Origin of the sequence: Alteromonas sp. S015, assembly GCF_036864485.1 — a bacterium.
Taxonomy (GTDB): domain Bacteria; phylum Pseudomonadota; class Gammaproteobacteria; order Enterobacterales; family Alteromonadaceae; genus Alteromonas.
In genome coordinates this window covers 40,571-65,325 of the sequence record NZ_JAZETO010000009.1, presented here as the reverse complement: position 1 = coordinate 65,325, position 24,755 = coordinate 40,571, and the positions used below count along the sequence as shown (strand labels likewise).

General features: G+C 44.4%; 23 protein-coding genes and 1 tRNA gene. 20 read left to right on the top strand and 4 right to left on the bottom strand.

Translation table 11 applies throughout. The features are described from left to right. Positions 1–3: 3 nt before the first annotated feature. From V7R42_RS16575 to V7R42_RS16550, 6 genes are read left to right on the top strand one after another with little or no spacing between them, the layout of a single operon-like run. Positions 4–348 (top strand): FliM/FliN family flagellar motor switch protein, encoded by a 345-nt coding sequence (locus V7R42_RS16575; protein WP_334021360.1) that lies wholly within the window; start codon positions 4–6, stop codon positions 346–348. After that, positions 348–1,097: a flagellar type III secretion system pore protein FliP gene (gene fliP / locus V7R42_RS16570; protein WP_334021358.1), complete on the top strand. Its 750-nt coding sequence runs from the start codon at positions 348–350 to the stop codon at positions 1,095–1,097. Before V7R42_RS16575 ends, fliP begins: the two co-directional genes overlap by 1 nt. Continuing rightward, complete coding sequence (locus V7R42_RS16565; RefSeq protein ID WP_334021356.1) at positions 1,097–1,366, top strand: flagellar biosynthetic protein FliQ; 270 nt, start codon at positions 1,097–1,099, stop codon at positions 1,364–1,366. Before fliP ends, V7R42_RS16565 begins: the two co-directional genes overlap by 1 nt. Then, on the top strand, positions 1,366–2,142 hold the full coding sequence (gene fliR / locus V7R42_RS16560; protein WP_334021354.1) for a flagellar biosynthetic protein FliR: 777 nt from the start codon (positions 1,366–1,368) through the stop codon (positions 2,140–2,142). Before V7R42_RS16565 ends, fliR begins: the two co-directional genes overlap by 1 nt. Continuing rightward, positions 2,143–3,294 (top strand): flagellar biosynthesis protein FlhB, encoded by a 1,152-nt coding sequence (flhB, locus tag V7R42_RS16555; protein ID WP_334021353.1) that lies wholly within the window; start codon positions 2,143–2,145, stop codon positions 3,292–3,294. It abuts the gene before it with no gap. A 3-nt stretch (positions 3,295–3,297) separates the two neighbouring features. Continuing rightward, on the top strand, positions 3,298–5,370 hold the full coding sequence (locus tag V7R42_RS16550; RefSeq protein WP_334021351.1) for a flagellar biosynthesis protein FlhA: 2,073 nt from the start codon (positions 3,298–3,300) through the stop codon (positions 5,368–5,370). A gap of 3 nt (positions 5,371–5,373) precedes the next feature. Here V7R42_RS16550 and V7R42_RS16545 read toward each other — a convergent pair whose 3' ends face one another. After that, a complete protein-coding gene (locus V7R42_RS16545; protein ID WP_334021349.1) occupies positions 5,374–6,432 on the bottom strand; it encodes a hypothetical protein in 1,059 nt (352 codons plus the stop codon). A 182-nt stretch (positions 6,433–6,614) separates the two neighbouring features. Between V7R42_RS16545 and tatA the strand changes: the two genes are divergently transcribed. The 7 genes from tatA to hemB are packed head-to-tail and all read left to right on the top strand — an operon-like array spanning position 6,615 to position 12,171. Then, complete coding sequence (gene tatA, locus V7R42_RS16540) at positions 6,615–6,854, top strand: Sec-independent protein translocase subunit TatA (protein WP_438823664.1); 240 nt, start codon at positions 6,615–6,617, stop codon at positions 6,852–6,854. Continuing rightward, positions 6,854–7,150: a Sec-independent protein translocase protein TatB gene (gene tatB / locus V7R42_RS16535; protein ID WP_334021348.1), complete on the top strand. Its 297-nt coding sequence runs from the start codon at positions 6,854–6,856 to the stop codon at positions 7,148–7,150. The genes tatA and tatB overlap by 1 nt, the downstream gene beginning before the upstream one ends. Positions 7,151–7,153: 3 nt before the next feature. Continuing rightward, on the top strand, positions 7,154–7,909 hold the full coding sequence (gene tatC, locus V7R42_RS16530) for a twin-arginine translocase subunit TatC (RefSeq protein ID WP_334021347.1): 756 nt from the start codon (positions 7,154–7,156) through the stop codon (positions 7,907–7,909). Positions 7,910–7,933: 24 nt separating this feature from the next. Continuing rightward, positions 7,934–8,476, top strand: a complete 543-nt coding sequence (locus V7R42_RS16525; RefSeq protein ID WP_334021346.1) for a hypothetical protein — start codon at positions 7,934–7,936, stop codon at positions 8,474–8,476. After that, positions 8,477–9,253: a TatD family hydrolase gene (locus tag V7R42_RS16520; protein ID WP_334021344.1), complete on the top strand. Its 777-nt coding sequence runs from the start codon at positions 8,477–8,479 to the stop codon at positions 9,251–9,253. Positions 9,254–9,265: 12 nt separating this feature from the next. Next, the gene (locus V7R42_RS16515) at positions 9,266–11,164 is read left to right on the top strand and encodes a sensor domain-containing diguanylate cyclase (RefSeq protein ID WP_334021342.1); all 1,899 of its coding nucleotides are present in this window, start codon (positions 9,266–9,268) and stop codon (positions 11,162–11,164) included. Then, positions 11,161–12,171 carry a porphobilinogen synthase gene (gene hemB / locus V7R42_RS16510; protein ID WP_334021340.1) on the top strand — a complete coding sequence of 337 codons (1,011 nt, stop codon included), beginning with the start codon at positions 11,161–11,163 and terminating at the stop codon, positions 12,169–12,171. The genes V7R42_RS16515 and hemB overlap by 4 nt, the downstream gene beginning before the upstream one ends. 129 nt (positions 12,172–12,300) lie before the next feature. On the opposite strand, the gene V7R42_RS16505 is transcribed toward hemB, so the two are convergent. Both V7R42_RS16505 and rhlB read right to left on the bottom strand, forming a co-directional pair. Beyond that, the gene (locus tag V7R42_RS16505) at positions 12,301–13,812 is read right to left on the bottom strand and encodes a Ppx/GppA phosphatase family protein (RefSeq protein WP_334021338.1); all 1,512 of its coding nucleotides are present in this window, start codon (positions 13,810–13,812) and stop codon (positions 12,301–12,303) included. A 33-nt stretch (positions 13,813–13,845) separates the two neighbouring features. Beyond that, positions 13,846–15,138, bottom strand: a complete 1,293-nt coding sequence (rhlB, locus tag V7R42_RS16500) for an ATP-dependent RNA helicase RhlB (protein WP_334021335.1) — start codon at positions 15,136–15,138, stop codon at positions 13,846–13,848. A 100-nt stretch (positions 15,139–15,238) separates the two neighbouring features. Between rhlB and trxA the strand changes: the two genes are divergently transcribed. From trxA to V7R42_RS16480, 4 genes are all read left to right on the top strand, one after another. Continuing rightward, the gene (trxA, locus tag V7R42_RS16495; protein WP_012517074.1) at positions 15,239–15,565 is read left to right on the top strand and encodes a thioredoxin TrxA; all 327 of its coding nucleotides are present in this window, start codon (positions 15,239–15,241) and stop codon (positions 15,563–15,565) included. A gap of 271 nt (positions 15,566–15,836) precedes the next feature. Then, entirely contained in the window at positions 15,837–17,102 is a 1,266-nt protein-coding gene (gene rho / locus V7R42_RS16490; RefSeq protein ID WP_014948094.1) for a transcription termination factor Rho, read from the top strand. Positions 17,103–17,329: 227 nt separating this feature from the next. Continuing rightward, positions 17,330–18,628, top strand: coding sequence for an amidohydrolase (locus tag V7R42_RS16485; protein WP_334021332.1), 1,299 nt, complete (start codon positions 17,330–17,332; stop codon positions 18,626–18,628). Between the two features lie 22 nt (positions 18,629–18,650). Then, positions 18,651–21,467: an ATP-binding protein gene (locus tag V7R42_RS16480; RefSeq protein ID WP_334021331.1), complete on the top strand. Its 2,817-nt coding sequence runs from the start codon at positions 18,651–18,653 to the stop codon at positions 21,465–21,467. Here V7R42_RS16480 and nhaA read toward each other — a convergent pair. Further along, positions 21,429–22,703 (bottom strand): Na+/H+ antiporter NhaA, encoded by a 1,275-nt coding sequence (gene nhaA, locus V7R42_RS16475; RefSeq protein WP_334021328.1) that lies wholly within the window; start codon positions 22,701–22,703, stop codon positions 21,429–21,431. The genes V7R42_RS16480 and nhaA overlap by 39 nt on opposite strands. A 274-nt stretch (positions 22,704–22,977) precedes the next feature. On the opposite strand from nhaA, the gene purE reads away from it, so the two are divergent. From purE to V7R42_RS16460, 3 genes are all read left to right on the top strand, one after another. Beyond that, on the top strand, positions 22,978–23,472 hold the full coding sequence (gene purE, locus V7R42_RS16470) for a 5-(carboxyamino)imidazole ribonucleotide mutase (RefSeq protein WP_334021327.1): 495 nt from the start codon (positions 22,978–22,980) through the stop codon (positions 23,470–23,472). Beyond that, on the top strand, positions 23,469–24,605 hold the full coding sequence (locus V7R42_RS16465) for a 5-(carboxyamino)imidazole ribonucleotide synthase (RefSeq protein ID WP_334021325.1): 1,137 nt from the start codon (positions 23,469–23,471) through the stop codon (positions 24,603–24,605). The genes purE and V7R42_RS16465 overlap by 4 nt, the downstream gene beginning before the upstream one ends. A 61-nt stretch (positions 24,606–24,666) precedes the next feature. After that, positions 24,667–24,742 (top strand) — tRNA-Thr (locus V7R42_RS16460). Positions 24,743–24,755 lie beyond the last annotated feature (13 nt).

Below are 24,755 nucleotides of genomic sequence, written 5' to 3'. Positions count from 1 at the left end.
GCCATGAAAGAACAGCAAATTGATGATGTGTTAAATGAACTGGATATGATGGATGAGGCCGTATCGCCAGAAGAATCTAAGCAGGTAGACTCACTGGGGTTGGATATGTTCAACAATGTACCTATGACGGTAACGTTGGAGGTGGCGAGTGCTGAAGTGCTTCTTGGAGAGCTAAGCAGTGCAGTTGCAGGTGACGTTATTCCGTTAGAAAAAGAAGCCAATGAACCGCTTGATGTAAAAGTGAACGGTGTTCCTTTCGCAAAGGCTGAAGTCGTAATGATTGAAGGAAAGTATGCCCTTAAATTCGTCTCTGGTGGATCACTTTCTCAAGTCGTTCCGCAAGCATAATGAAACGAGTATACTTCTTTAGCATTGCTGCCCTGATCGTTACATTGTTTTCGTCAACTGGCGTTAGTGCACAAGAACTCACCATCTTTAGTGTTAAAGATGTTCAAGGAGGCGAAGATTACAACGTAAAGTTGCAGATACTGTTTTTTATGACGGTGTTGAGTCTTCTCCCTGCGCTGTTAATTGTAATGAGCTCGTTTACTCGCATTATCGTGGTACTGGCAATATTGCGACAAGCATTAGGGCTTCAGCAAACGCCTCCCAATCGTATTTTAATTGGTATTGCTCTGACCCTCACATTGTTGATCATGAGACCAGTGTGGCAGGATATATATTACAACGCGTTCAAACCATACAGTAACGACGAGGTTACGTTTAATGAGGCTCTATCACGAGCAGAGGTACCTGTTAGAACATTCATGTTGGCTCAGATTAGAGAAACTGAGCTTGAACAAGTACTCAGAATTGCGGACCAACCACTGACTATGGAGCCAGAGGAGGTGCCTTTTGATGTATTGGTGCCCGCCTTTGTGTTGTCTGAGCTGACAACGGCATTTCAAATTGGGTTTATGTTATTTATCCCATTTCTCATTATAGATTTGGTTGTTGCAAGCGTGTTGATGTCGATGGGGATGATGATGTTATCGCCACTTATAGTAAGTCTACCCTTTAAACTTATGATTTTTGTATTAGCTGACGGTTGGTCAATGATTGCGGGTACCTTAAGCGCGACATTTGGTGGACTGTGATGGAACCGGAATTAGCTACAGACATCTTGGGCAGAGCAGTCGTTACTATTATCGAAATGTGTTTGGTACTGATCGTTCCCGGTCTGATTTTAGGTTTGATTATCGCAATCGTGCAGGGAGCAACATCAATCCAAGAGCAAACTCTGACATTTTTACCAAGAATGGTGCTAACGCTTGTTATGGTTGCCGTGATGGGAAGCTGGATGATTACCGAATTACTGGCATGGTTCTCTAACCTTCAAGACATTATCATCCAAGGTTTCAATTAATGCCTCTTTTTGCGGTTGAGGGGTCAGAGCTGATGTTGCTCATTGGAAAGTTTTGGTGGCCCTTCGTTAGGTTCTCTGCGCTGTTGTGGAGTATGCCTATGTTTGACGGACCGTATGTCACACCCAGAGCCAGAATCCTGTTAGCAGCATCACTTGCGCTATTAATTGCGACCACAACCATCACCGTGCCCGCTGTCGATCCGTTAAGCATTGAAAGTATGGTAATTACATTAGAGCAAATTGTGCTCGGCGTTCTGCTCGGTTTAGCCATTCGTATTTTATTCGGGGTTGCTACCCTCACAGGTACAATAGTGTCGATGCAAATGGGCTTGGCAATGGCAGTTATGATGGACCCCGGTAATGATCAGGCGCCACTTGTCAGCCAGCTTTTTTGGTTAGTCGCTTCTTTGTGCTTTTTAGGCTTAGATGGCCATTTAATTGTACTTGCTGTTGCTACGGATAGTTTTCAGCTGTGGCCGATAGGCACCAGTTTGTATCATCTACAACTTGGCGCACTCATTGAGTTATTTGGTTGGATGTTTACGACGGCATTACTCGTGTCGTTACCTGCGATAATAACAATGTTATTAGTAAATATGACATTCGGAGTGGCAAGTCGCGCTGCACCCTCTTTAAATATTTTCGTATTGGGCTTTCCCGTTACTTTATTACTTGGACTCATTCCTATATTGCTCATGGTTTACCAATTAGGTGAGCATTTCTTTAATTTTACTGAGTATGTTCTTTTCGCCATGCGTAGGGTGTTGGAGGGGTAAGTGTCCGAACAAAATAGTGCTCAGGAGCGCAGTGAAGCGCCTACCGAAAAGCGGTTACGAAAGTCTCGTGAAGAAGGTCAGATAGCTCGTTCAAAAGACCTAAATACAGCAGTACTGCTTCTGTTTGGCGTGAGCGGATTAGTATGGTTTGGGCAGCTTTTTTTTGATTTATTTCGAGAAGTTATGGAGCTTGCATTTCATTTCGATAAAGACTTTTTAGCTGATAGTCAGAATATGCCAAAAGCGCTAAAAGAGGTCATGTTTAATGCTATCACTGCAACGCTTCCCTATTTTCTTATTCTTTTTGGCGTAATGATTGTGGCAGGAAGTATGCCCGGAGGGTTTAATTTTTCTTCTAACCTTTTACTGCCCAAAATGAGCAAGCTTAATCCTCTTTCTGGCATTAAAAGGATGGTGGGAAGCCAAGCGTGGGTTGAGTTACTTAAAGCGATGCTAAAAGTTGCTTTATTGGGCGGTAGCCTAGCATTGTTCATAACAGAATTATCCTCTCGACTGCTTGTGTTGTCGAATAAGCCTGTGGAAGCCGCATTTTTTGAAGGGCTAACGTTGTTATCTCTGTGTCTTTTTCTTACTGTTGCGTTGCTAATTATTGTTGCTGCGGTTGATGTGCCATTTCAAAAGCAATCGATTAGCAAGAAAATAAAAATGACGAAGCAAGAAGTAAAGGAAGAACGTAAATCTACAGACGGCAGTCCCGAAATCAAAGGTCGCATTAAACGGCTTCAATATGAGATGGCGAATAGAAAGCTAAATGAGCGTATACCGCAGGCTGACGTGATTGTAACGAATCCAACGCATTATGCTGTGGCCTTGAAATATGCAAAGGATAAAGCCGGTGCTCCGTATGTAATTGCTAAAGGGGTCGATGAAATGGCCTTGAGAATACGAGCCCTGGCAAAAGAGCATGAACGCGAGATTGTTGAGCTCCCTCCATTAGCAAGGGCGGTTTATTATTCCACACGAGTTGATCAAGAAATACCCGCGGGGCTTTACACCGCCATCGCATACGTACTGACTTACGTGACTCAGCTAAAAGCGTATCGTGTTGGGAGAGGGCACAAACCTGCGCCAATCCCGGCGTTAAATATTCCTAAATCTCTGCTTGATAAAGCAAACAATAGAGGTAGTTAATCTGTGAATTGGCGAGCTATTTATCAACCATTTACTGCTATTCCAATCTTGTTATTGATGATATTGGCAATGGTGATCCTTCCATTGCCCGGTTGGATGTTAGATATTCTTTTCACACTTAACATCGTACTTTCAATCATTGTTTTGTTGGTAACTGTATCTACCAAAAAGCCGCTCGATTTCTCGGTTTTCCCTACAGTTTTACTTTTAGCAACACTTATGAGATTAACGCTTAATATAGCCTCCACCCGGATTGTGCTCCTTGAAGGGCATACAGGATCGGACGTTGCTGGTCGCGTAATTCAAGCCTTTGGTGAAGTGGTAATTGGCGGAAACTACGTCGTAGGTATGGTGGTGTTCGTCATTTTAATGGTTATCAATTTCGTAGTAATTACGAAAGGGGGGGAGCGTATTTCAGAGGTGGCTGCTCGCTTTACCCTAGATGCTTTGCCTGGTAAGCAAATGGCAATCGATGCTGATTTAAATGCAGGGTTAATTGGTCCAGACCAGGCAAAATTGAGGCGTGAGTCGGTTGCCAGAGAAGCTGACTTCTATGGTTCGATGGACGGTGCATCAAAATTTGTACGTGGTGATGCCGTAGCAGGGCTCGTCATCCTCGTCATCAATCTTCTTGGTGGTGTTTCTATTGGCGTGTTTCAGCACGATTTATCAATAAGCGAAGCGTTCCAGCAGTTTGCATTGTTGACAATAGGTGATGGCCTAGTTGCACAAATACCTTCTCTTTTACTAGCTGTATCGGCTGCAATCATCGTAACACGGATGAACGATGAGGGAGATGTATCCGTTGAAATTGGTAAACAACTGCTCGCTTCCCCTAAAGTGTTGTGGACGGTTGGCGGCATTATGCTATTTCTGGGCCTTATTCCAGGTATGCCAACCGTTGCGTTTATTGGTTTTGGGGCGCCCATTCTTTACGTCGCTTGGCGAATGCAAAGAAACTTGCCCGACGAAAACTTACAGAAAGTAGAAGAAGTTACTGAGAAGATCGCCAGTACTGAAGAGAAGTTGTCGTGGGAGGGGCTTCCCTATCCCGATAATCTCACCGTAGAGTTAGGGTTCAGGTTGGTTCAATTTGCCGATAAAGCCAAGGGAGAAGAATTGATTGTCACTTTACGCGGAGTAAGGAAGAGCCTGTCTGAGCAATGCGGCTTCTTGTTGCCTGAGGTGAATGTGAGAGACAATTTGCAGCTAAGCCCTCAAAGTTACGTGATAAAGTTAAACGGTGTCCCGTTAGGCAAGGGCTCGGTTAATCCTACGCAGCTGTTAGCGCTAAACGGTGGTGAAGCTTATGGCACGATTGATGGAGAGCAAACAAGAGATCCCGCGTATGGGCTCGAAGCTGTTTGGATAGAGCATGAAGTTAAACCCAAAGCACTAAATCTAGGTTATTCAGTCGTCGACCCTGCTACCGTCATTTCAACCCACGTTGGAAAGGTCATTAAGCATGAGCTTCCTGAGTTGATGGTGTATGATGACGTAAAGGCAATCCATAAACGGCTAGAAAAAATTGCCCCGAACCTTGCCGAAGCGCTCGACAAGGCACTTCCAATACCAACCCAACTAAAAGTCTTTCGTTCATTGCTGGCAGAGCAAGTCAGTATTTTGGATATTGTGACGATTGCGACCACGTTAGTAGATAGCAGTGAAGTAACGAAAGACCCAATATTGCTAACGGCGGACGTTCGCTGTGCATTGCAACGAACACTGATGATGCAAGTGTTCTCAGACAAGACAGAAGCGTCTGTTTTTACATTGTCAGCTACCTTAGAGCAGACGCTTCAAAATAGCCTTTCTCAAGCAATGCAGGCGGGGAAAGTTGCATTAGACAGTTTCCCCATCGATCCAAACATGCTCTCTCAGTTTCAAATTAATATGCCACTTATTGTTGAGCAAATGAATCAGTTGGGTATGCGTCCAGTGTTATTGGTAGTACCGCAGCTTCGGCCCCTACTATCTAGATATGCAAAAAGCTTTACCAAACGCCAACTCATAGTTTTGTCTTACAATGAAATTCCGGACTATATATCTATAAGTGTAAAAGGTAGTTTGGGCTAATTCTTACGTTTTTCCGTAGTAGGCTTCTACTCGCAGTGCTAGGCCGTATGAGGTTTTAAAATCTTCTTCACGTAGCCACAAAACGAAGGGCTCTACTTCAAAGAAAAGCCAATCGCGCAGCATGTTATTACGCCATCTAAATCCTCCGTAGATCTCTTCTACGCGAAAATTCGGTTGGCTAAGTCCTTCTACCATAAAATGAGGGATAACAGCGTTATGTTGATCTACAGAGAATAGATGATGAACTTCGTGACGCCACAACCAGTCGTTTGTGTCGTCGCGATAATAATAGCGGTTATTTTGTCGGACTAGATGTTTTTTATTGATTTCGTATTGGAAAGCTACGCCCAGTTCCATGCCTAAGCGGTCACGGGTATAGTAGTAAAGTTCAGCGTCGTAAAGCATGGCCAATTGCTTAGAAAAGGCGAAAGCATCTCTGTAGCGGGTCATCGCATATAATTGGTCGCGGCGGCCGGCTCCTATTCTAAAGGAGTAATGCGAGTCTTGTTCAGGGCGAAAACGAAGCGCAATTGTTGTTCTGTCACGGTTGTTGTTGCCAGTTTCCCTTGCCGCGCGAATGGTATTGTTCTGTGTTTCGTCTTCGTTATCACTCAACAGTAAATCAACGCGCTCCTTTAATGCAGGTAGGCGAACCCTTACTCTAAAACGCAAATCAGTGTCAGAGAGCATGCTGCTTCTTGGTTCCCAAGCTAGCTGAATACGGCCCTCTGCCCTGGCTTCTTTCTGTCCTATAGCCCCTATTTCTTCCGAATTTTCAAACAAACCATCAAGCTGTTTTACAGTGAAGTCCATGGTGTCTGTGAAGCTACGCTGCCAAACATCAAACCATTGCTCATCGGGTGTTGGAGGAAATGGGGAGTGCGTACTTGCTTCCGCCGAATTAAGGCGCGTTGAAAGCGTGCTTTCTGGCCGAGCAATATCGCGATAGGTTATGCCTACGCTTGTCGCATTTTCGGTGGAATTCAACGAATCAGCAGCTGAGACAGTTGTGCCAGGTAATGCGAGCAATAAATGGCAATAGACAACGGTAATGCATAACACTGCTCACTAACTCCTTGTAACAAATAGCATAGTTGAATGCTTTATCATTTAGACTTGGGATATACAGAGCATGGATTGTCACAATCAAAACGTCAATCTTTATTCATTCAAGTAAATATTCAGGTGAAAGCATCAGCAGGCAATGGCATACTGTGCCAATCGATGTAAGGGAGATTATTTTTATGGGTGGTATTAGTATTTGGCAGTTGCTAATCGTATTGGTTATCGTGGTGCTTTTATTTGGTACAAAGCGCCTTAAAGGTATAGGTACTGATTTAGGCGGCGCAATTAAAGGCTTCAAAAAAGCCGTTAGCGAAGAAGAGAAAGACGCGGACTTTGAACAAAAGAAGCAAGTTGAAGAGAAATCAGCTGCTGAGTCTGTTTCAACTAAGACGCAGAGCGACGTTAAAGAAAAATCCTAATGTTCGATATCGGCTTTTGGGAGCTATTGGTTATCGGTGTACTGGCGCTGCTTATTTTAGGGCCAGAAAGACTGCCGGGTGCCATGCGCTCAACTATAAATACAATTCGTAGCGTGCGTAATGTAGCAACAGGCTTTAAGCAGGAGGTTGAGCATCAACTGCGCGTTCATGAATTGCATGAAAATTTAAAAAAAGCAGAGCAGCAAGGGCTTAAAGATCTTTCACCTGAACTTGAACAAAGCGTCGATGAGCTAAAAAAAGCTGCAGAGTCGGTTCAAGAACCTTATAAAAAGTAATAGATGTCTGACGCTAATAACCTTATTTCTCATTTAATTGAATTGCGTAGTCGTATTCTCAAAGCCCTTTTGAGTGTACTTATCGTTTTCATCGGTCTCGCGGCATTTGCGCAAGACCTTTATAAGCTGTTGGCCATGCCTCTGCTAGAAACACTTCCTGAAAACGCAAGTATGATTGCAACTGACGTTGCTTCACCATTTTTTGCACCATTTAAACTTACGCTGGTGTTGTCTTTTTTTATAGCTATTCCCTATGTACTTTACCAAGTTTGGGGCTTTGTAGCGCCAGGTTTGTATAGAAATGAAAAGCGCCTAGTTGCTCCTTTACTACTTTCTAGCACACTGCTGTTTTACGCGGGTATGGCGTTTGCGTATTTTGTTGTATTTCCAATAGCTTTCGCGTTTTTCACGAGCGTAGCACCTGAAGGTGTGACCGTAAGTACAGATATATCTAGTTATTTAAACTTTGTCCTGAAACTGTTTTTTGCATTTGGAGTCTCATTCGAGATACCGATTGCCATTATCCTAATGTGCTGGACTGGGGTGACGGATGCCAAGTCGTTGCGGGCCAAACGTCCGTATGTAGTCGTTGGTGCATTTGTCGTTGGCATGTTGCTAACACCACCAGATGTTATATCTCAGACACTATTAGCTATTCCAATGTGGTTGCTATTTGAAGTAGGGGTTATTGTTGGAGGTTTTTATGCGGGTAAAACACCAAAAGACGATGCATCTACTGAAACAACAGACAACACATAGAAGTTAAAAAAGAAAGGAATAAAAATGAAAACCCGATTGCTATCTATTGCCACTATATTGTGTGCGTTTGGGGCGTTAAATGTGCATGCTGAGACGGTTGCTGATGCCTTGGAAAAATGCCGGAACACGGAAAATAGTTTGAAGCGACTAATGTGCTATGACAATGTCGCTAAATCACTCAACAAGTACGAAGGTTCAGACGCTCAAATTGGCCTACTACAGACCTACAAAGCAACCAAAGGTAATCAGGTAAATCCTCAACCGGACCTTATCAGTGAAGGGCACGTTCAAACATCAGAGCCGAAAAATGACTTTGGCCTTGAGTATAAGCGGGACCTGTCTAAAGAAGCTTCTGAGATTGCGGTAACCATTGTTTCTATCGAGAAGAACTTACGCGATAACCATATTATAACTTTTAGCGATGGTTCTGTATGGCGACAAACTGACGGTACTTATATGAAGCTCGAGGAAGGACAACCGGTAGCCATAGAGAGAGGTATATTGGGTGCATTTTTCTTGAGCGTGGAAGGGCTTAACAAGCGCATGAAAGTAAAACGCGTAAAATAAATGCCTTGGTTTGATGCTGGCGTCAATTTGCTTGATAAGCGATTTGACGCAGACGAGGTTATACAACGTGCAACAGATGCAGGGGTAGAAAAGCTCTGTATTATTACCACGCACCCTAGTGAATGGGACGCCGCAGTAGCGCTTTACAATCAGTATCCAAGCCAATGCTGCTACACCATTGGCGTACATCCTCATAACGCAAAGGATGTCACACAAAGCGACTACAAGCGGTTAAGAGAGCTAGGGCAACAAGAAGGGTGTGTTGCCATAGGCGAGTGTGGATTGGACTTTAATCGCAATTTTTCACCACAAGCTACTCAATTAGCCGTATTCGAAACCCAGTTAGAAATAGCCGCCACATTAAACTTACCCGTGTATTTACATGAAAGGGATGCGTTTGACGAACAAGTCGTGCTACTGACCGAGTATATGCCGCGAATAAAACGCGGTATTGCCCATTGCTTTACTGGCAATACAGAACAAGTTCAACAGTACCTTGCACTGGGCCTCTACATCGGCATTACTGGCTGGGTGTGCGATGAAAAACGAGGAGAATCTTTGCGCGAGGCAATAAGGTCTATACCTCTAGAACGAATTATTTTGGAAACTGATGCGCCTTATTTATTTCCAAAAACTCTCAGACCAAGAAAGCGCAATAACGAACCTGCTTTTCTACCCCACATTGCTAGTCAATTAGGCGAATATCTGAAAGTAGAGACTGATAAATTGCGTATTAGCAGTTATGCTAACTGTTGCGAGTTGTTTTCTCTCCGCTAAACATAGGTTTATATGCAGACAAATCTGACAGCGATGCGCAAGTATGATATGGGTTTTATTCTTATCAGCCTAGTGGCTGTTGTTGGATTTGTATCTGTATTACTTAACCTGTCTCCGAACAACAACGTAAATCCGCGATTCTCGCAACTTACATATCTTAATGCAGATAATGGGAATACGCTTGATTTTTCAAGCATTACTCAAACGTCGCTTACAGGTTGGATACCGATATCCTCACCCGTCAATTTGGGTATGAACACAAACGTACATTGGTTTTCAATGATTATTGAGCCAACGCAAAGCAATGAAAGTCGGTTCTTATTGCATATCGATTATCCACTTTTAGATAATTTGGATGTTGCGGTTTACAGTCAAATAGGCAGTACGCCCATTGTTACTTATTCAGGTGGAGATGGCCTGCACTTTGACACACGGCCTATCTCTCATGTAAAACCACTATTTCCCTTACCAGCAAGCGCGCAGTCGCAACGCGTCATCATCCGAGTGCAAACCTCCGGTACCGTTCGCCTTCCTATTCGCATATGGGAGGAAACGGAATTTATTGCCTATTCATCAAGCCGTAACCTGGCTTTAGGTATCTTTTTTGGCGTCTTAGTAGCAATGGGAGTGAGTAATGCATTCCTAACGATCACTACAAGTAACGTGTCGTTTCTTTATTACTCTGGCTACGTGATAAGTCTGGCGCTGATATTGGCAACGCTGCACGGGTATGGCTTCGCCTACCTGTGGCCGGGAGGAACATGGTTTCAAAGCAAAGCAATTCTAGTGTTTGCGAATTCCACCATTATGTTTGCAGCTATGTTTACGCGAAATCTATTGCCCATCAAAGGCCACAGCGTAAAGTTAGATAAAGTCACGCAAGCAATCAGTTGGGTATGCGGGTTAAACATAATTTTTGGTCTTATCTTGCCTTATTCATTCATGATAAAGGCGTTTTTATTGTTACTAAGCCTTATCGTGATTTTCACCCTATCGTTAGGTATTTGGTTAACGCTCAAAGGCGTAGTGGTGGCGCGTTACTTTACTATCGCTTGGGTTTTTCTCCTAATTAGTGGATTAAGTGCTTGCCTCGATAACGTTAATATTATTCAACTGCCTATTTCGTCGAATAACTTGCTGATCATTGGGGGCGTCGTAGAAACGCTTATTTTAGCACTTATCTTGGCAATTAATCATAGCCACAGTCGTGATGATCTTATTGAGGCACAGCAGTTTGCTTTAGAGCAGGAAAAGCAGGCAAATACCGCCAAAGAGAACTTACTTGAAGTGCAAAAGCGTTACCAAGATGATTTGGAGTATAAGGTACAAGAACGCACGCTAGAACTAGAAATTACTTTGCGCGAATTGTCCGAAGTAAACCAAGAATTAGAAAGGTTGAATGCTATAGATCCGCTGACGGGAGCACACAATCGTCGTCATTTCGACAAGCGCCTGCGATCTGAAGGGCGACGCAGTAGACGAGAGCGAACGCCATTATCTCTCATCATTATTGACGTAGATCATTTTAAGCAAATTAACGATCAATATGGGCATGATGGTGGCGATGCGTGCTTAATTCACGTCACCAATGTCTTTCAAAAGCACATCCATCGCCCTACGGATGACTTGTGTCGCATAGGAGGTGAAGAGTTTGCCATTATATTGCCTAATACCAATCTTGAAGGCGCTTTTCATGTTGCCGAAAATATGCGAGATAGCCTTGAGTCGACCCCACTTGATTACGAAGGGAAAACCATTAAGCTCACCGCAAGTGCGGGTGTTTCTACAACCATTATTATTGATGAAGAGCACGCGCTAAGCCTTTTTAAGTTCGCCGACGAGTGCCTTTACGAAGCTAAGGCTGCGGGCCGCAATACAGTAATACACAAATACTTACAGGAAAAACTATGACATCTTCACCTTTCCCTCAAAGAAGAATGCGTAGACTACGCGCCAAAGGTGCTTTAAGAGGGCTTGTGGCAGAGCACCGTTTAACCACTGACGATCTCATTTACCCTGTTTTTGTACTACCTGGTGAGAATGCACGCGAAGCCGTACCTTCCATGCCTGGTGTGGAGAGGCTTTCTATTGACCTGCTCGTGCAAGAAACCGAGCGATGGGTAGCGTTGGGCATTAGAACGATTGCGCTTTTCCCTGTTACACCCATGTCGCTTAAAACAGAATGTGCAAGCGAAGCATTCAACCCAGAAGGGCTTGCTCAGCAGGCTATGAGGGCGCTCAAAAAGGCGTTTCCTGAAGTAATGCTGATGTCAGACATTGCTTTAGATCCATTTACGTCTCATGGTCAAGATGGTCTCTTAGACGACACTGGCTATGTGATGAATGATGAAACGGTCGAGGTACTCATTAAGCAAGCACTGTCACACGCCGAAGCCGGTGCAGACATTGTGGCGCCTTCTGACATGATGGATGGACGCATTGGCAGCATCCGAAAAGCGCTCGAAGAAGCAGGTCACATCAATACGTGTATTATGGCTTACTCTGCTAAATACGCGTCTGCTTATTATGGTCCATTTCGTGATGCCGTCGGCTCCGCTGCAAATATAAAGGGCGGCAATAAGAAGACCTATCAAATGGATCCGGCTAATACCGATGAAGCCCTACACGAAATTGCGCTTGATATTGAAGAGGGGGCTGACATGGTAATGGTAAAGCCCGGAATGCCCTATTTAGATGTGGTGCGACGCTGCAAAGATGAATTTAAAGTACCGACATTCGCGTATCAGGTAAGTGGCGAATATGCCATGCATCAAGCTGCCTTTGCTAATGGCTGGCTAAATGAAGACGCAGTAATTTTGGAGTCGTTGTTAGCGTTTAAGCGCGCCGGCGCTGACGGGATTTTAACTTACTTTGCACCGCAAGCCGCTACACTTCTAGCGAAACAATACGACAAGTAACACTTGCGGTTGAGCGCAAAGCTAAAAACTCAACGCCCAAAAAGCCGTGCAACGCACGGCTCTCTTTTCCATGACTCTTTTCAGTTTCTGGGGATGCACTTATAACGCTTCGTAGTTGTTTGTGAGTAGTTACTTACAAACCAGTTCCCAGCCTGCTTTATGCTGAAGCCAGCACTCGTTTGCTAACTCCGCATTAATTAAAGGGTGCGACTTTAACCAGCCCTTGGGGAAAGTAAGTGTCCACTTACTTTCTTCGCAATGCAGAGTAACCTCTGGTATATGCTTATTCTGTCGACGCAGACATAACACCACTGCTAAACGTAGAATTCGCAATAAGCCCTTTAACATTGGACGGTAGTCCTCATGGTACTTTTCAAATACGTTAGGTTTAATGTTTAACCTATGCTGCGCGACTAAATCGCGTATAGCTGCGCGCTGAAGGCGCGTGAAGCCAGGCAAATCGATATGACTTAAAATGTACTCGCCATGCTCATGATGGCGCTTATATTCAATGTGAAGACCTATTTCATGAAGCTGTGCGGCCGCCCCTAAAATGGTTTCGGTATCCAAGTGGCAAATGTTCTGTTGTGCACAAAGTTGATAGCATAAGGTAAGCGCTACATGGCTTACTGAGTTTGCGTGACGAGCATCTATATGATAGCGGTGTTTCGCTTGATTAAGGGTTTGCTGACGTCGGTCATTTTCAGTAACGTTATCCAACATTCCGTAGATAAGCCCTTCGCGTAACGCCCCTCCAGAAATATTCATGTGCTTAATATTTAACGCTTCAAATAAGCTGATGAGGATCGCCAAACCAGAAGGGAAGATAGCTTTTCTATTATCTTCTAACCCCTCGATATCGAGGGTTTTAATGCTGCCGCATTCAACACACTGCTTTTCCAAATGATACAAGTAGTCTAGGCGGATAGCGTCGCTAATGCCTTGTGCCACGAGAATTTCCGTAATAGCTTGCGGCGTGCCCGACGCGCCTAAACAATTCTCCCAATCAAAACACAAAAATGCGTTAGACACATTTGCAATGAGCGCGTGTGCTGCTTGCTTGGCATTTTCGAAATTATCTGACGTTATTAAACCGCCTGTGAAGTAGCGCTCCATAAAGGTTACACAGCCCATATCCAAACTTTTCAGGTGGATTGGCTGCATATCATTACCAATGATAATTTCTGTGCTGGCGCCGCCTATATCTATGACTAAACTATTGCCTTGATTGGCTGATGTATAGGCTACGCCAAGATAAATTTGTCGCGCTTCTTCTTCTCCGCTAATTACTTCAAGCTTATGATTGAGAATTTCTTCTGCCTTGCGAACGAATACATGCGCATTGGTTGCCAGACGTAATGTAGCGGTCGCAACAATTTTAATATTAGAAGAGGGGATATCCTGAAGGCGTTCCGAGAATACCTGCAGACATTGCCAGCCGCGTTCCATGCTTACGTCATCAAGTGCTAAATTATCATCTAAACCTGCTGCCAGGCGCACTTTCTGTTTAATTTTCCCTATTATTTGCACACTGCCATTAACAACGTGAACAATCACCATGTGAAAGCTGTTAGAGCCTAAGTCTACGGCGGCGTAATACTCGCCGTAGGTTTGTGCGTCGTGCTGGAGTTCTGCCTGCATAAAATCTCGATTCTTATTGAGTACCTTTACGCCCTATTGTTGCGCTCTGTTGTTGCGTTGTTGAGGCTTTCCGCGACCTCTGCCGTTACCACGGCGAGAAGAATTACGGTTGTTAGGCGTACGTCTTCTACGTGGTTTTGGCGGCGTTACATCGTCGAGCAGAGCGCTGCGGTCATAATCGGTAACCGGTATTGCCTTTTGAATGTACTGCTCTATTGCTGGTAAGTTAAGGGCGTATTTCTCGCATGCGAAGCTAATTGCAACACCACTTTGTCCTGCACGGCCAGTACGACCAATACGGTGTACATAGTCTTCGGCGTCGTCAGGTAAGTCGTAGTTAAATACGTGCGTTACCGCGTCAATGTGAAGACCGCGCGCTGCAACGTCGGTTGCCACCAGAATGTCTAGGTTACCTTTGGTGAAATCTTCCAAAATCCCCAGACGTTTCTTCTGCGGCACATCACCGCTCAGCAAACCCACACGATGGCCGTCTGCGGTAAGCCAGTCGGTGACTTTTTCACAGCTATTTTTCGTATTAGCAAAGACAATCGCCTTTTCCGGCCACTCTTCTTCAAGCAGTGTAAGAAGAAGAAGCATTTTATCATCATCAGATGGATAAAAAAGTTCTTGAGAAACGCGGGTGGCGGTTGTTTGCTCTGGGGCAACTTGTACGTGAGTCGGGTTATTCATGTGCTCGTAGGCGAGCTCTTGAACGCGATAGCTAAGTGTTGCTGAAAACAGCATGCTCAGGCGCTCGCTTGCAGGAGGCATGCGACGGAAAAGAAAGCGGATATCTTTAATAAAGCCTAAATCGAACATGCGGTCGGCTTCATCAAGTACGGCAACCTGAATATTCTTCAGCGTGAACACATTCTGCTTGTAGTAATCAAGAATGCGTCCTGTCGTACCAATTATAATATCTACCCCTTCTTCCAAAGTTTCACGTTGACTTTGGTAACCTTCGCCCCCATAAATCAAACCAAGCGACAATCCAGTATGCTCACTAAGCAGTTTGGCGTCGTTATAAATTTGAACGGCGAGCTCTCTGGTCGGCGCCATAATAATTGCGCGGGGGCCATCTGATTTGCTGTTATCTGTATTATCTGCTTTGCTTAGCAAATAGTGAAATGTAGCTACCAAAAAAGCAATGGTTTTACCGGTTCCGGTTTGAGCCTGACCTGCAATATCGTGACCTTCCAATAAAGGAGGCAGTGCAAGTGCTTGAATTGGTGTACAATGTGAAAAATTAGCTGCCGCCAAGGCGTCAACAACCTTGCCGTTAATCGGCAGGTCAGAAAAATGAGTATCAGTTAAGTGAGTAGGCATAGCTTATAGCTTATCGGTGCTTGCATTAAAAAACAGTTTCTATATAACACTTATGGTCGGGCTGAGACAAATCAGCGACAGACCAATAATGGAGAAAAGAATGAGCGACAAAATTATCCAGTTATCTGACGATAAATTCGAAGCAGATGTTATCAATGCTGAAGGTCCTGTACTGGTTGACTTCTGGGCCGAATGGTGTGGCCCGTGTAAAATGATCGCCCCAATCTTGGAAGAAGTTGCGACCGAGTTTGATGGCAAGTTAACAGTTGGCAAGTTGAATGTCGATGAAAATAACGAAACTCCACCTAAATATGGTATTCGTGGTATTCCTACATTGCTACTTTTCAAGAATGGTAACGTTGCTGCAACTAAAGTTGGCGCGCTATCAAAAGCTCAGTTAACAGAGTTTCTTAACGAAAACCTTTAATTGATAGCAAATTGAAAACCGGTACTAACAAAGTACCGGTTTTTATTTACGCCACAGGCATTAAAGATTCACTCTATAAGACTAAGCAATAAATTATTTAACATTTCGACAGTAAAATGCTGGACGTTGATTAAATATAGTGCTAAATTTTGTTCAGCGCTCATCCGAGCAGCGTTCTGCTTACGCCCACATCAGGGTGATATCAAATCTAAACTAGAACAGAGTGACTTTAAGTCCTGTAAGCGAAGTTCAAGCACAAAGACCCACCAGTATGAATTTAACTGAATTAAAGAACAAACCAATAAGCGAGTTGGTTAACCTGGCCGAGGAGATGGGCCTGGAAAATATGGCTCGCGCCAGAAAACAAGACATCATTTTCTCAATCCTAAAGACACACGCAAAAAGCGGTGAAGATATCTTTGGTGATGGAGTATTAGAAATTTTACAGGACGGTTTCGGCTTCTTACGCTCAGCTGACTCTTCGTATCTTGCAGGACCAGACGATATTTATGTATCGCCAAGCCAAATTCGACGCTTTAACTTGCGTACAGGCGATACAATTGCTGGAAAGATTCGTCCACCGAAAGACAGTGAACGATATTTCGCCCTTTTAAAAATCCGCGAAGTTAACTTCGACAAGCCTGAAAATTCTCGTAACAAAATCCTTTTTGAAAACCTCACACCGCTTCACGCAGCAGATCGTTTGCGTATGGAACGTGGTAATGGGTCGACAGAAGATATCACGGCTCGTGTACTTGATTTGGCGTCGCCTATCGGTAAAGGCCAGCGTGGTCTTATCGTTGCGCCACCTAAAGCCGGTAAAACTCTCCTTCTTCAGAACATTGCTCAGTCAATTGCTGCTAACCACCCAGATTGTGAGTTAATGGTATTGCTTATTGATGAGCGTCCGGAAGAAGTAACCGAGATGCATCGTCTTGTTCAAGGTGAAGTAGTGGCGTCAACGTTTGACGAACCAGCAAGTCGTCATGTTCAAGTTGCTGAAATGGTTATTGAGAAAGCAAAGCGTCTAGTTGAACACAAAAAAGACGTGGTTATCCTGCTTGACTCGATTACTCGTCTGGCTCGCGCTTACAACACGGTTATCCCTTCATCAGGTAAAGTACTTACCGGTGGTGTTGATGCTAATGCGCTTCACAAGCCTAAGCGTTTCTTCGGTGCTGCCCGTAATGTTGAAGAAGGCGGAAGCTTAACCATTATTGCAACTGCACTTATCGATACCGGCTCTAAAATGGATGAGGTTATCTACGAAGAGTTTAAAGGTACAGGTAATATGGAATTACACCTTAACCGCAAAATCGCGGAAAAACGCGTATTTCCGGCTATCGACTTCAACCGCTCTGGTACCCGTCGTGAAGAACTACTTACCGCGCAAGACGAACTACAGAAGATGTGGATCCTTCGCAAAATTGTTCACGAAATGTCAGAAATCGACGCAATGGACTTCCTTATCAGCAAGCTCTCGATGACTAAGACAAATGATGAGTTCTTTGACGCGATGCGCAGACAAAAGAGTTAATAAAAACTCAGTAATAATTTGATATTTAAAGAAAAGGCGCCATTCGGCGCCTTTTTTACTTTCTGCGCCGATTAACGGCTTTTCTTATACTTCCGTCTAATACCCTCTGGCTTGTGATTGGGGTATTTTCGTTTGCTTATGATTTTTAACAGCAATCGTTAGTTCAGTGGTGTGTTCTCTCCTGAGATGATTTACTCTGTTTAAAAACACCAAAGGAAATAAATGTTATGTACCAAAAATTGCTGTCACTTGCATTTGCAGGGCTGGCCTCTGTGTCCGCTGCTTATGCTACTCAAATCAATGTTGATGAATTAGCCAATAAAGTAGAACCTGACGTAATCAAATGGCGTCACCACTTTCATGAATTTCCTGAACTATCGAATCGCGAGTTTAAAACCGCTAAATATGTTGCCGACTACCTCAAGAGCCTTGGTCTAGAAGTGCAAACCGGTGTGGCAAAAACAGGTGTCGTAGCTATTTTAGATTCTGGCAAGCCAGGTCCTGTTGTGGCATTACGTGCGGATATGGATGGACTTCCCGTAAAAGAGCAAAACGATTTGACCTACCGCTCAAAGCAAATGGGCGAGTACAACGGAAAAGAAGTGCCGGTTATGCACGCATGTGGTCACGATACTCACATGGCAATGCTTATGGGCGCAGCAAAAATTCTTAACGAAATCAAAGGCGATTTAAAAGGCAAAGTGAAGTTTATCTTTCAGCCAGCGGAAGAAGGGGCGCCAGCCGGAGAAAAAGGTGGTGCAGAAGTCATGGTGGCTGAGGGCGTACTCAAGAACCCTGATGTAGACGCTATTTTCGGCCTACATATCAATGCTAATACTGATGTAGGTAAAGTACGTTATAACGCGGGTGGCACCATGGCTGCGGTAGATCCATTTAAAATTATCATTCACGGTAAGCAAGCCCATGGCGCATATCCTTGGAAAAGCGTAGACCCTGTGGTTACAGCTGCGCAAATGATCATGTCTATTCAAACCATCGTCAGTCGTGAGTTGAAATTAATTGACGATGCAGCAGTCGTGTCTATTGGCTCGATTCATGGCGGTAACCGTTCCAACATCATTCCAAATGAAGTAGAAATGGTTGGTACAATCCGTACACTCAATGAAGCCGCTCGTGATCACATTTACGAGTCGCTTCCGCGCAAAGTAAAAGCGATTGCAGAGAGTATGGGGGCAGAAGCAGAACTTACGCTACCACTGGACTACTATTACCCCATTACGTACAACGACCCAGAGCTTACAAAAGCCATGCTGCCTACTATGCAGCGTACCGCGGGCGTTGAAAATACTCTGCTTTCTAAACCGGTCACGGGTGCGGAAGACTTTTCATTTTTCCAAGAACAAATTCCAGGTTTATATGTTTGGGTAGGCGGTAAGCCATTGGATGTTTCTGAAGAAGATAGCCCAGCTCATCACACACCGGAATTTTATGTTGATGATGAAGGCATGAAATTAGGTGTGAAGCTTCTAACGAACTTTACCCTAGATTACATGGCTCAACACTAAATCTATCCGCCGGAGACATGCGTTGAAAATAGGCAGTATTTCATTTTCTTTTTCATGGTCTCTGGCCCTACAAGCGCTACTTGTATGTGTGTTGGGTGCGGGTCTTAATGCTCTCAATCCACCCTTTGATAGCGCTGGGATAGCTACATTTGGTATAGGTGCGGCAGTCTACGCTTCACTTCGGTTTTCTCCTTTTATTTCCATTCCTATTGCACTTGTTGTCAGCCTTCCCTTGTGGCTTAACGACGGGAGCATTGTTGGAAAGGAAAGCCTTACTCTACTGCCTATCGTGCTTAGCTTTTTTGGCTATAACAAGTCACTTAGACAGGTGATAAAAGTAGGCGCAGGTTTTTGGTCTGTTGTCTTTTTGCCCATTCTCGTTTTAGAGCATGCTATTTATGATGGCGATAACGCAAATATGCTGTTTTCGGGCGTACTGGTTACTTGGGTAAGCGGTGTATTTGGTCTGGTAACCGGACATTTTTCTTATTTGGCAGTCCACGGGCTTAAGCGACAAACATCAAGCAAGTCCGAGCGGGTTACGCTGCACTTTCTTTTTGGATACTTCTTTTCCGGTTGTTTTTTCGTTGCTTCCATGGCGGTAATTTATTTGTCGGTAAGTCTGTTTCAACAACAGCAAGAAAGACAAATTTACAGTTACATGGCGCAGCGGGTGAATGTACTGGAGTTCCAACTTTCGAATTTTATTCAGCAACATCAAAGTGCCATTATTAGCGCATCGCAAGTGTTATCTAGCGAAGTATCAAACAGCGATTTCGATGATGCAGCGGTGACAAATTTGCGGGTGTTGGCATCGCACAATCCAGAATTTTTGACCTTCCTCATTGCAGATGACAATGGCGATATTACCCACGCTTACCCGCCTAACTTGCTGGATAAAGCAAGACAAAGCGGCTTGTCAAATGTGGCTTACAGGCCGTATTTTTTTGAAGTAATGCAGACAGGTAAACCTTTCCTTTCGAATGTATTTCAAGGCCGCGGTTTTGGTGATGATCCCATTGTAGCCTTATCAGCCCCCATAACGGATAAAGCAGGCATACCAAAAGGGATAGTAGAAGGTTCTTTATCGTTAAAGAGCTTCTCCGCTATTGATAAACTTAATTTGGGGGGCTTTTTGATGCTCATTGAGGATCAGAAAGGCGACGTTATCTATGCCTCAAAAGGCTTGGAGATGAAGCCACTCACTAAAGCACCTTTTTATATTTGCGAGCCAGACTGTGCGGTTGAGGTGGAAAACGGACCTCAAGGTAAAACGTGGTTGAGGTTCGCAAAGAATATGCCTTTTACTAGCTGGAAAGTCAGTTACTACTTCGACAAGAGATTTTTAATGGCATTAATGAGTAACTATTTACTCAAAGATTTACTGTTATTGTTGGTATTGTCTGCATTTGGAACATTCACAGGGTACCTCGTTGCAAAAATGGTGGGAGCGCCGATTCGCCGTCTTGTCCGCTATATTGCGGAATTCGACCCCACTCAAAAAGAAGGAATCAAGGCACCACAAAGAGCTCTGCACATTCAAGAGCTCTCTTCGCTAAGCGATGAATTCATGAGTTTAGAAGCCCGGCTGCTCGATGCATTTGAAGAACTAAAAGTAGCAAGAGAAGTGGAGCAAAGCCTGAATGTCGAACTAGGAGAATTCAATCAGTCGTTGGAAAAGCGCATAGAAGAAAAAACCGAACATCTCGCGTTAGCGCTTAAAGAAGCGGAAGCTGCTAATGTGGCAAAAACGCAGTTTCTTGCCAACATGAGTCACGAGATAAGAACGCCAATGAATGGTATTATCGGCTCATGTGAATTGATGCTCGAGAATGAACTGCCTGAACATGTTTCATCTAGGGCGAAAACAATTTCACGCTCTGCTGGCAATTTACTTGTTATCTTAGACAGTATTTTAGACTGGTCGAAGATTGAATCGGGTAAAATGCTTACTGATATTCAAAGCTGTGCCATTCGAGAGCTACTCGAAGCCTCTTGTGACCTCTATCGACACACTGCGCAAGTAAAAGGGTACAACATTGAATTATATATCAATCAAGGTGTACCTAAATCCCTGAACATTGACGCAGGGAAGGTGAGTCAAATAATTAACAACTTACTTAGTAACGCGATTAAATTCACCAGCGATGGAGCGGTTTCGGTCAATGTTAGCTACGCCCATCAAGCGCTTAAAGTTTCCGTTACAGACACGGGAATAGGTATTGCTCCCAACAAAGTAAATCTTATTTTTGATAAGTTTGAGCAAGCGGATCCGTCCACCACACGAAATTTTGGTGGTACAGGTTTAGGCTTGGCTATTTCTAAAGGACTGGTTGAGCTTCTTGGTGGAGCGCTTTATGTTGAAAGTCAATTGGGCAAAGGAACAAGCTTCACCTTTCACATTCCAGCCACAGTAACTGAAAGCAAAGAACTTGCAGAAGATGGAGTGATGCCTTCATTACCCATAGGGCTGCGGGTTTTACTCGCTGAAGACAATGACATTAATGCTGAAATCGTCATGGGTATGCTTAAGTCTTCTAACATCAAATGTATTCGAGTGAAAAATGGTCAGGATGCCGTTGAGGCCGAGAAAAAGCACGATTTCGACATAATTCTGATGGATTGCCAAATGCCGGTCATGGATGGTCATGCTGCATCTATACTGATTCGTAGTGAAGGCAGGAATAGGGACACCATCAAAATAATAGCCTTAACCGCCAATGCGTTTATCGAAGACAAAAATGCCTGCTTAGCAGCAGGCATGAATGCACATTTAAGTAAACCTATTCGCAAACAAGTGCTATTTGACTGTATTGCCCGTGAACTTGCTCGCGTTTGAGGCTACATCAGTGTTATCACTCGGTGTTTCACCAACCAATCGCAGTACCATATAGCCCAAGCATGCTGACACGAGAGAACCCGCTAAAATGCCTACTCGTTCGTCAAAAATCTGATTGATGCCTGTTTGTTCAAAAGCTAGACCACCAATGAATAAGCTCATTGTGAAGCCTACGCCGCAAAGAAGCGCACAGCCATAAATATGTTTGAAATTAAGGTCGTCTGGAAGTTTCGCGAGTTTTAGTTTCACCATTAGGTAGCAAAATCCGAAGACACCCACTTGTTTACCTACAACTAGCCCAAGAAAAATACCAAAGGTAACAGGATGAAAAATACCCTCAGGGCTGATGTTACCAAAACTTATGCCGGCGTTCGCGAAGGCGAATAAAGGCAGGATCGCGAAACTCACCGAGCCATTCAAACCGTGCTCTAGTCGCGTTACAGGTGAATAGGATTCATCTTTCTCATCCCGCATAGGAATAAAACCAGCAAGAACGACACCGGCCAATGTGGCATGAACGCCAGATTTCAACATGGCCACCCACAAAATAATACCTACAAAAACATAAGGCGGAATATCTACCACATTGCGTTTGTTCATTTGCCACAACAGCAATAAGCAGCCTGCTGCGATATATAATGCACCTGCGGTTATGTTCTCGGTGTAAAATAGGGCAATGATTACAATAGCACCGATGTCGTCGATAATCGCCAACGTAACTAAGAAAACTTTTAGGCTAGTCGGTACTCGGCTGCCCAACAGGGCAAGAATGCCTAACGCAAACGCAATGTCCGTAGCGGCAGGAATCGCCCAGCCAGCAATTGCTACCGGGTTATCCCAGTTAATACCAACATAAATCAAAGCTGGTAGTGCCATACCACCCACCGCACCTGCCGCAGGTAAAACGATATCCTTAGGGTTCGCTAGTTCGCCTTCGCAGACCTCCCGCTTCAGCTCTAGTCCTACGTGAAAGAAAAACACCGCCATCAACCCGTCGTTAATCCATAACAACAAGGGTTTGTCGATGGCCCACGTTCCTGCAGATATCTGTACCGGCATACTGATTAAATGGTCGTAAAGAGTATCTAAGGGGGAATTAGCAATAATGAGCGCGAGTATCGTTGCACCCATTAATAATATACCGGGAGCTGCTTCACGATTTAAGAAGTCAGAGACCACGTCGTGTACTTCTTCTATCACCTCATCAAGTACGTCGGGTTCATGCTTTTCTGTCATCAATAACCTCATATGCCAGTAAACCGTTAACGTCGCAAAGATAAATAATCTCGGTCGTCAACCCTTGTCGTGGGCAGTTTTTTATACAAATTAAGTAAAGTTAATACGGCATACGGTGAAGAGATAGATCACCCTCAAGCAAAAGCATCTTAATCCAGCGCTGAACTCGTTGGCGCTATATGCGACGCCATTTACGGTGGGATTTTGAACGGTTTTACGCTACAATCGCGGCCTTTCCAAGGTTATCCATTTTACCTACCCCGAGGATCTCTAGATGGCAAAAGTCGCGATTGTAATGGGTTCAACTTCAGACTGGCCTACCATGCAGCAGGCCGCAAAAATGCTGAAGTCGTTTGGTGTTGAATTTGAAGCAAAAGTGGTGTCGGCGCATCGTACACCTAACTTGCTTGTAGCATTTGCTGAAAGCGCTGCCGATGAAGGTTTTAGCGCAATTATTGCTGGTGCAGGTGGTGCAGCCCACTTGCCGGGTATGATTGCAGCACACACACATTTACCAGTGTTTGGCTGCCCGGTTAAATCAAAAGCGCTCAACGGGTTAGACTCTTTGCTTTCTATCGTTCAAATGCCGAAAGGCGTGGCGGTAGGTACACTCGCAATTGGTGAGGCGGGTGCAGCAAATGCAGGTCTTCTAGCGGCACAAGTTGTCGCACTGCAAGATGAAAGCGTACGCGATGCCGTTATCGCGTTTAGAAAGTCTCAAACCGATACAGTCCTCGCTTCAAGCAATACGTTGGAGCTAGACGAATGAGGGTTATCGTTTACGGCGCAGGCCAACTTGCTCAAATGATGTACCTGGCGGGAAGCCCGTTAGGTATTGACGTTCAAGCTGTGGACGTAAACAACGAGACCGTTGTACATCCAGTTAGCAAAACGCCACTTGAAATCTCACTTGCACAAGCATTAGAGAGCGCTGATGCGCTTACTGTAGAATTTGAACATGTACCTGAAAGTCTTCTTGAAGACGCGGCGAAAACTAATAAGTTGATGCCAAATATTGACAGCATTCTTGTTGGCGCCGATCGCGTACGTGAAAAAAAGCTGCTTGAAAGCATGCAAGTGGCAAACTGCGAACACCAAATAGTTACCGACCTAGCCCAGTTAGACGATTGCGTAAAGCAGCTTGGTAGCAAACTTATCATTAAAGCCAGCCGCGATGGCTATGACGGATATGGTCAATGGCGTTTAACTGATGAAGCCGATTTACCTGAATTAAAAAATGCACTTCAGGGATTAGATTTGCAAACCGTGCCTTTAGTGGTTGAAAAAATGGTCGCTTTCGACAGAGAGTTGTCATTGATTGGTGTGCGTAATGCTAATGGCGATGTACGCACCTATCCACTTGCTGAAAATTTGCATCACCAAGGTCAGCTTCACGTGTCGGTTGCGCCAGCGACTAACGTTGATGAAGCACTTCAGGACCAAGCCCACGATATTTTTGTGAAACTAGCTGAGGGTATGAACTACGTCGGTGTACTGGCTGTAGAGCTATTCCAAGTAGGTGACAAGCTGCTCGTCAACGAAATTGCCCCCCGTGTGCACAATTCTGGGCACTGGAGCCAATCAGGCGCTGTAACGAGCCAATTTGAAAATCACTTACGTGCAGTATGTGGATTGCCTCTTGGCGATACCACTGCCATTGGTCCAAGTGCGATGGTCAATATTATTGGGTGCAGCAGTTTTTCGCGTGATTTACTAAGTATTGATGGCAGTCATCTTCACTGGTATGGAAAGTCTGTTCGTGAAAAACGTAAGATGGGGCATATTAATGTCACCACTAATAGCTATGAAAGCTTAGGTGAAAAGCTCATGGCGTTGAGCAAATATTTACCACTTGAGTACTTTCCGAAATTAGTTGGTGAGGCAACGCGATTAAAAGGTTGACACCCACACATTTATCGCTAGAATACGCATCCGCTGTCTAAGGCAGCGGTTTTTAAAGTGTGCCGACTTAGCTCAGTTGGTAGAGCAACTGACTTGTAATCAGTAGGTCGCCAGTTCGATTCCGGCAGTCGGCACCATTTTTCTTTTTTC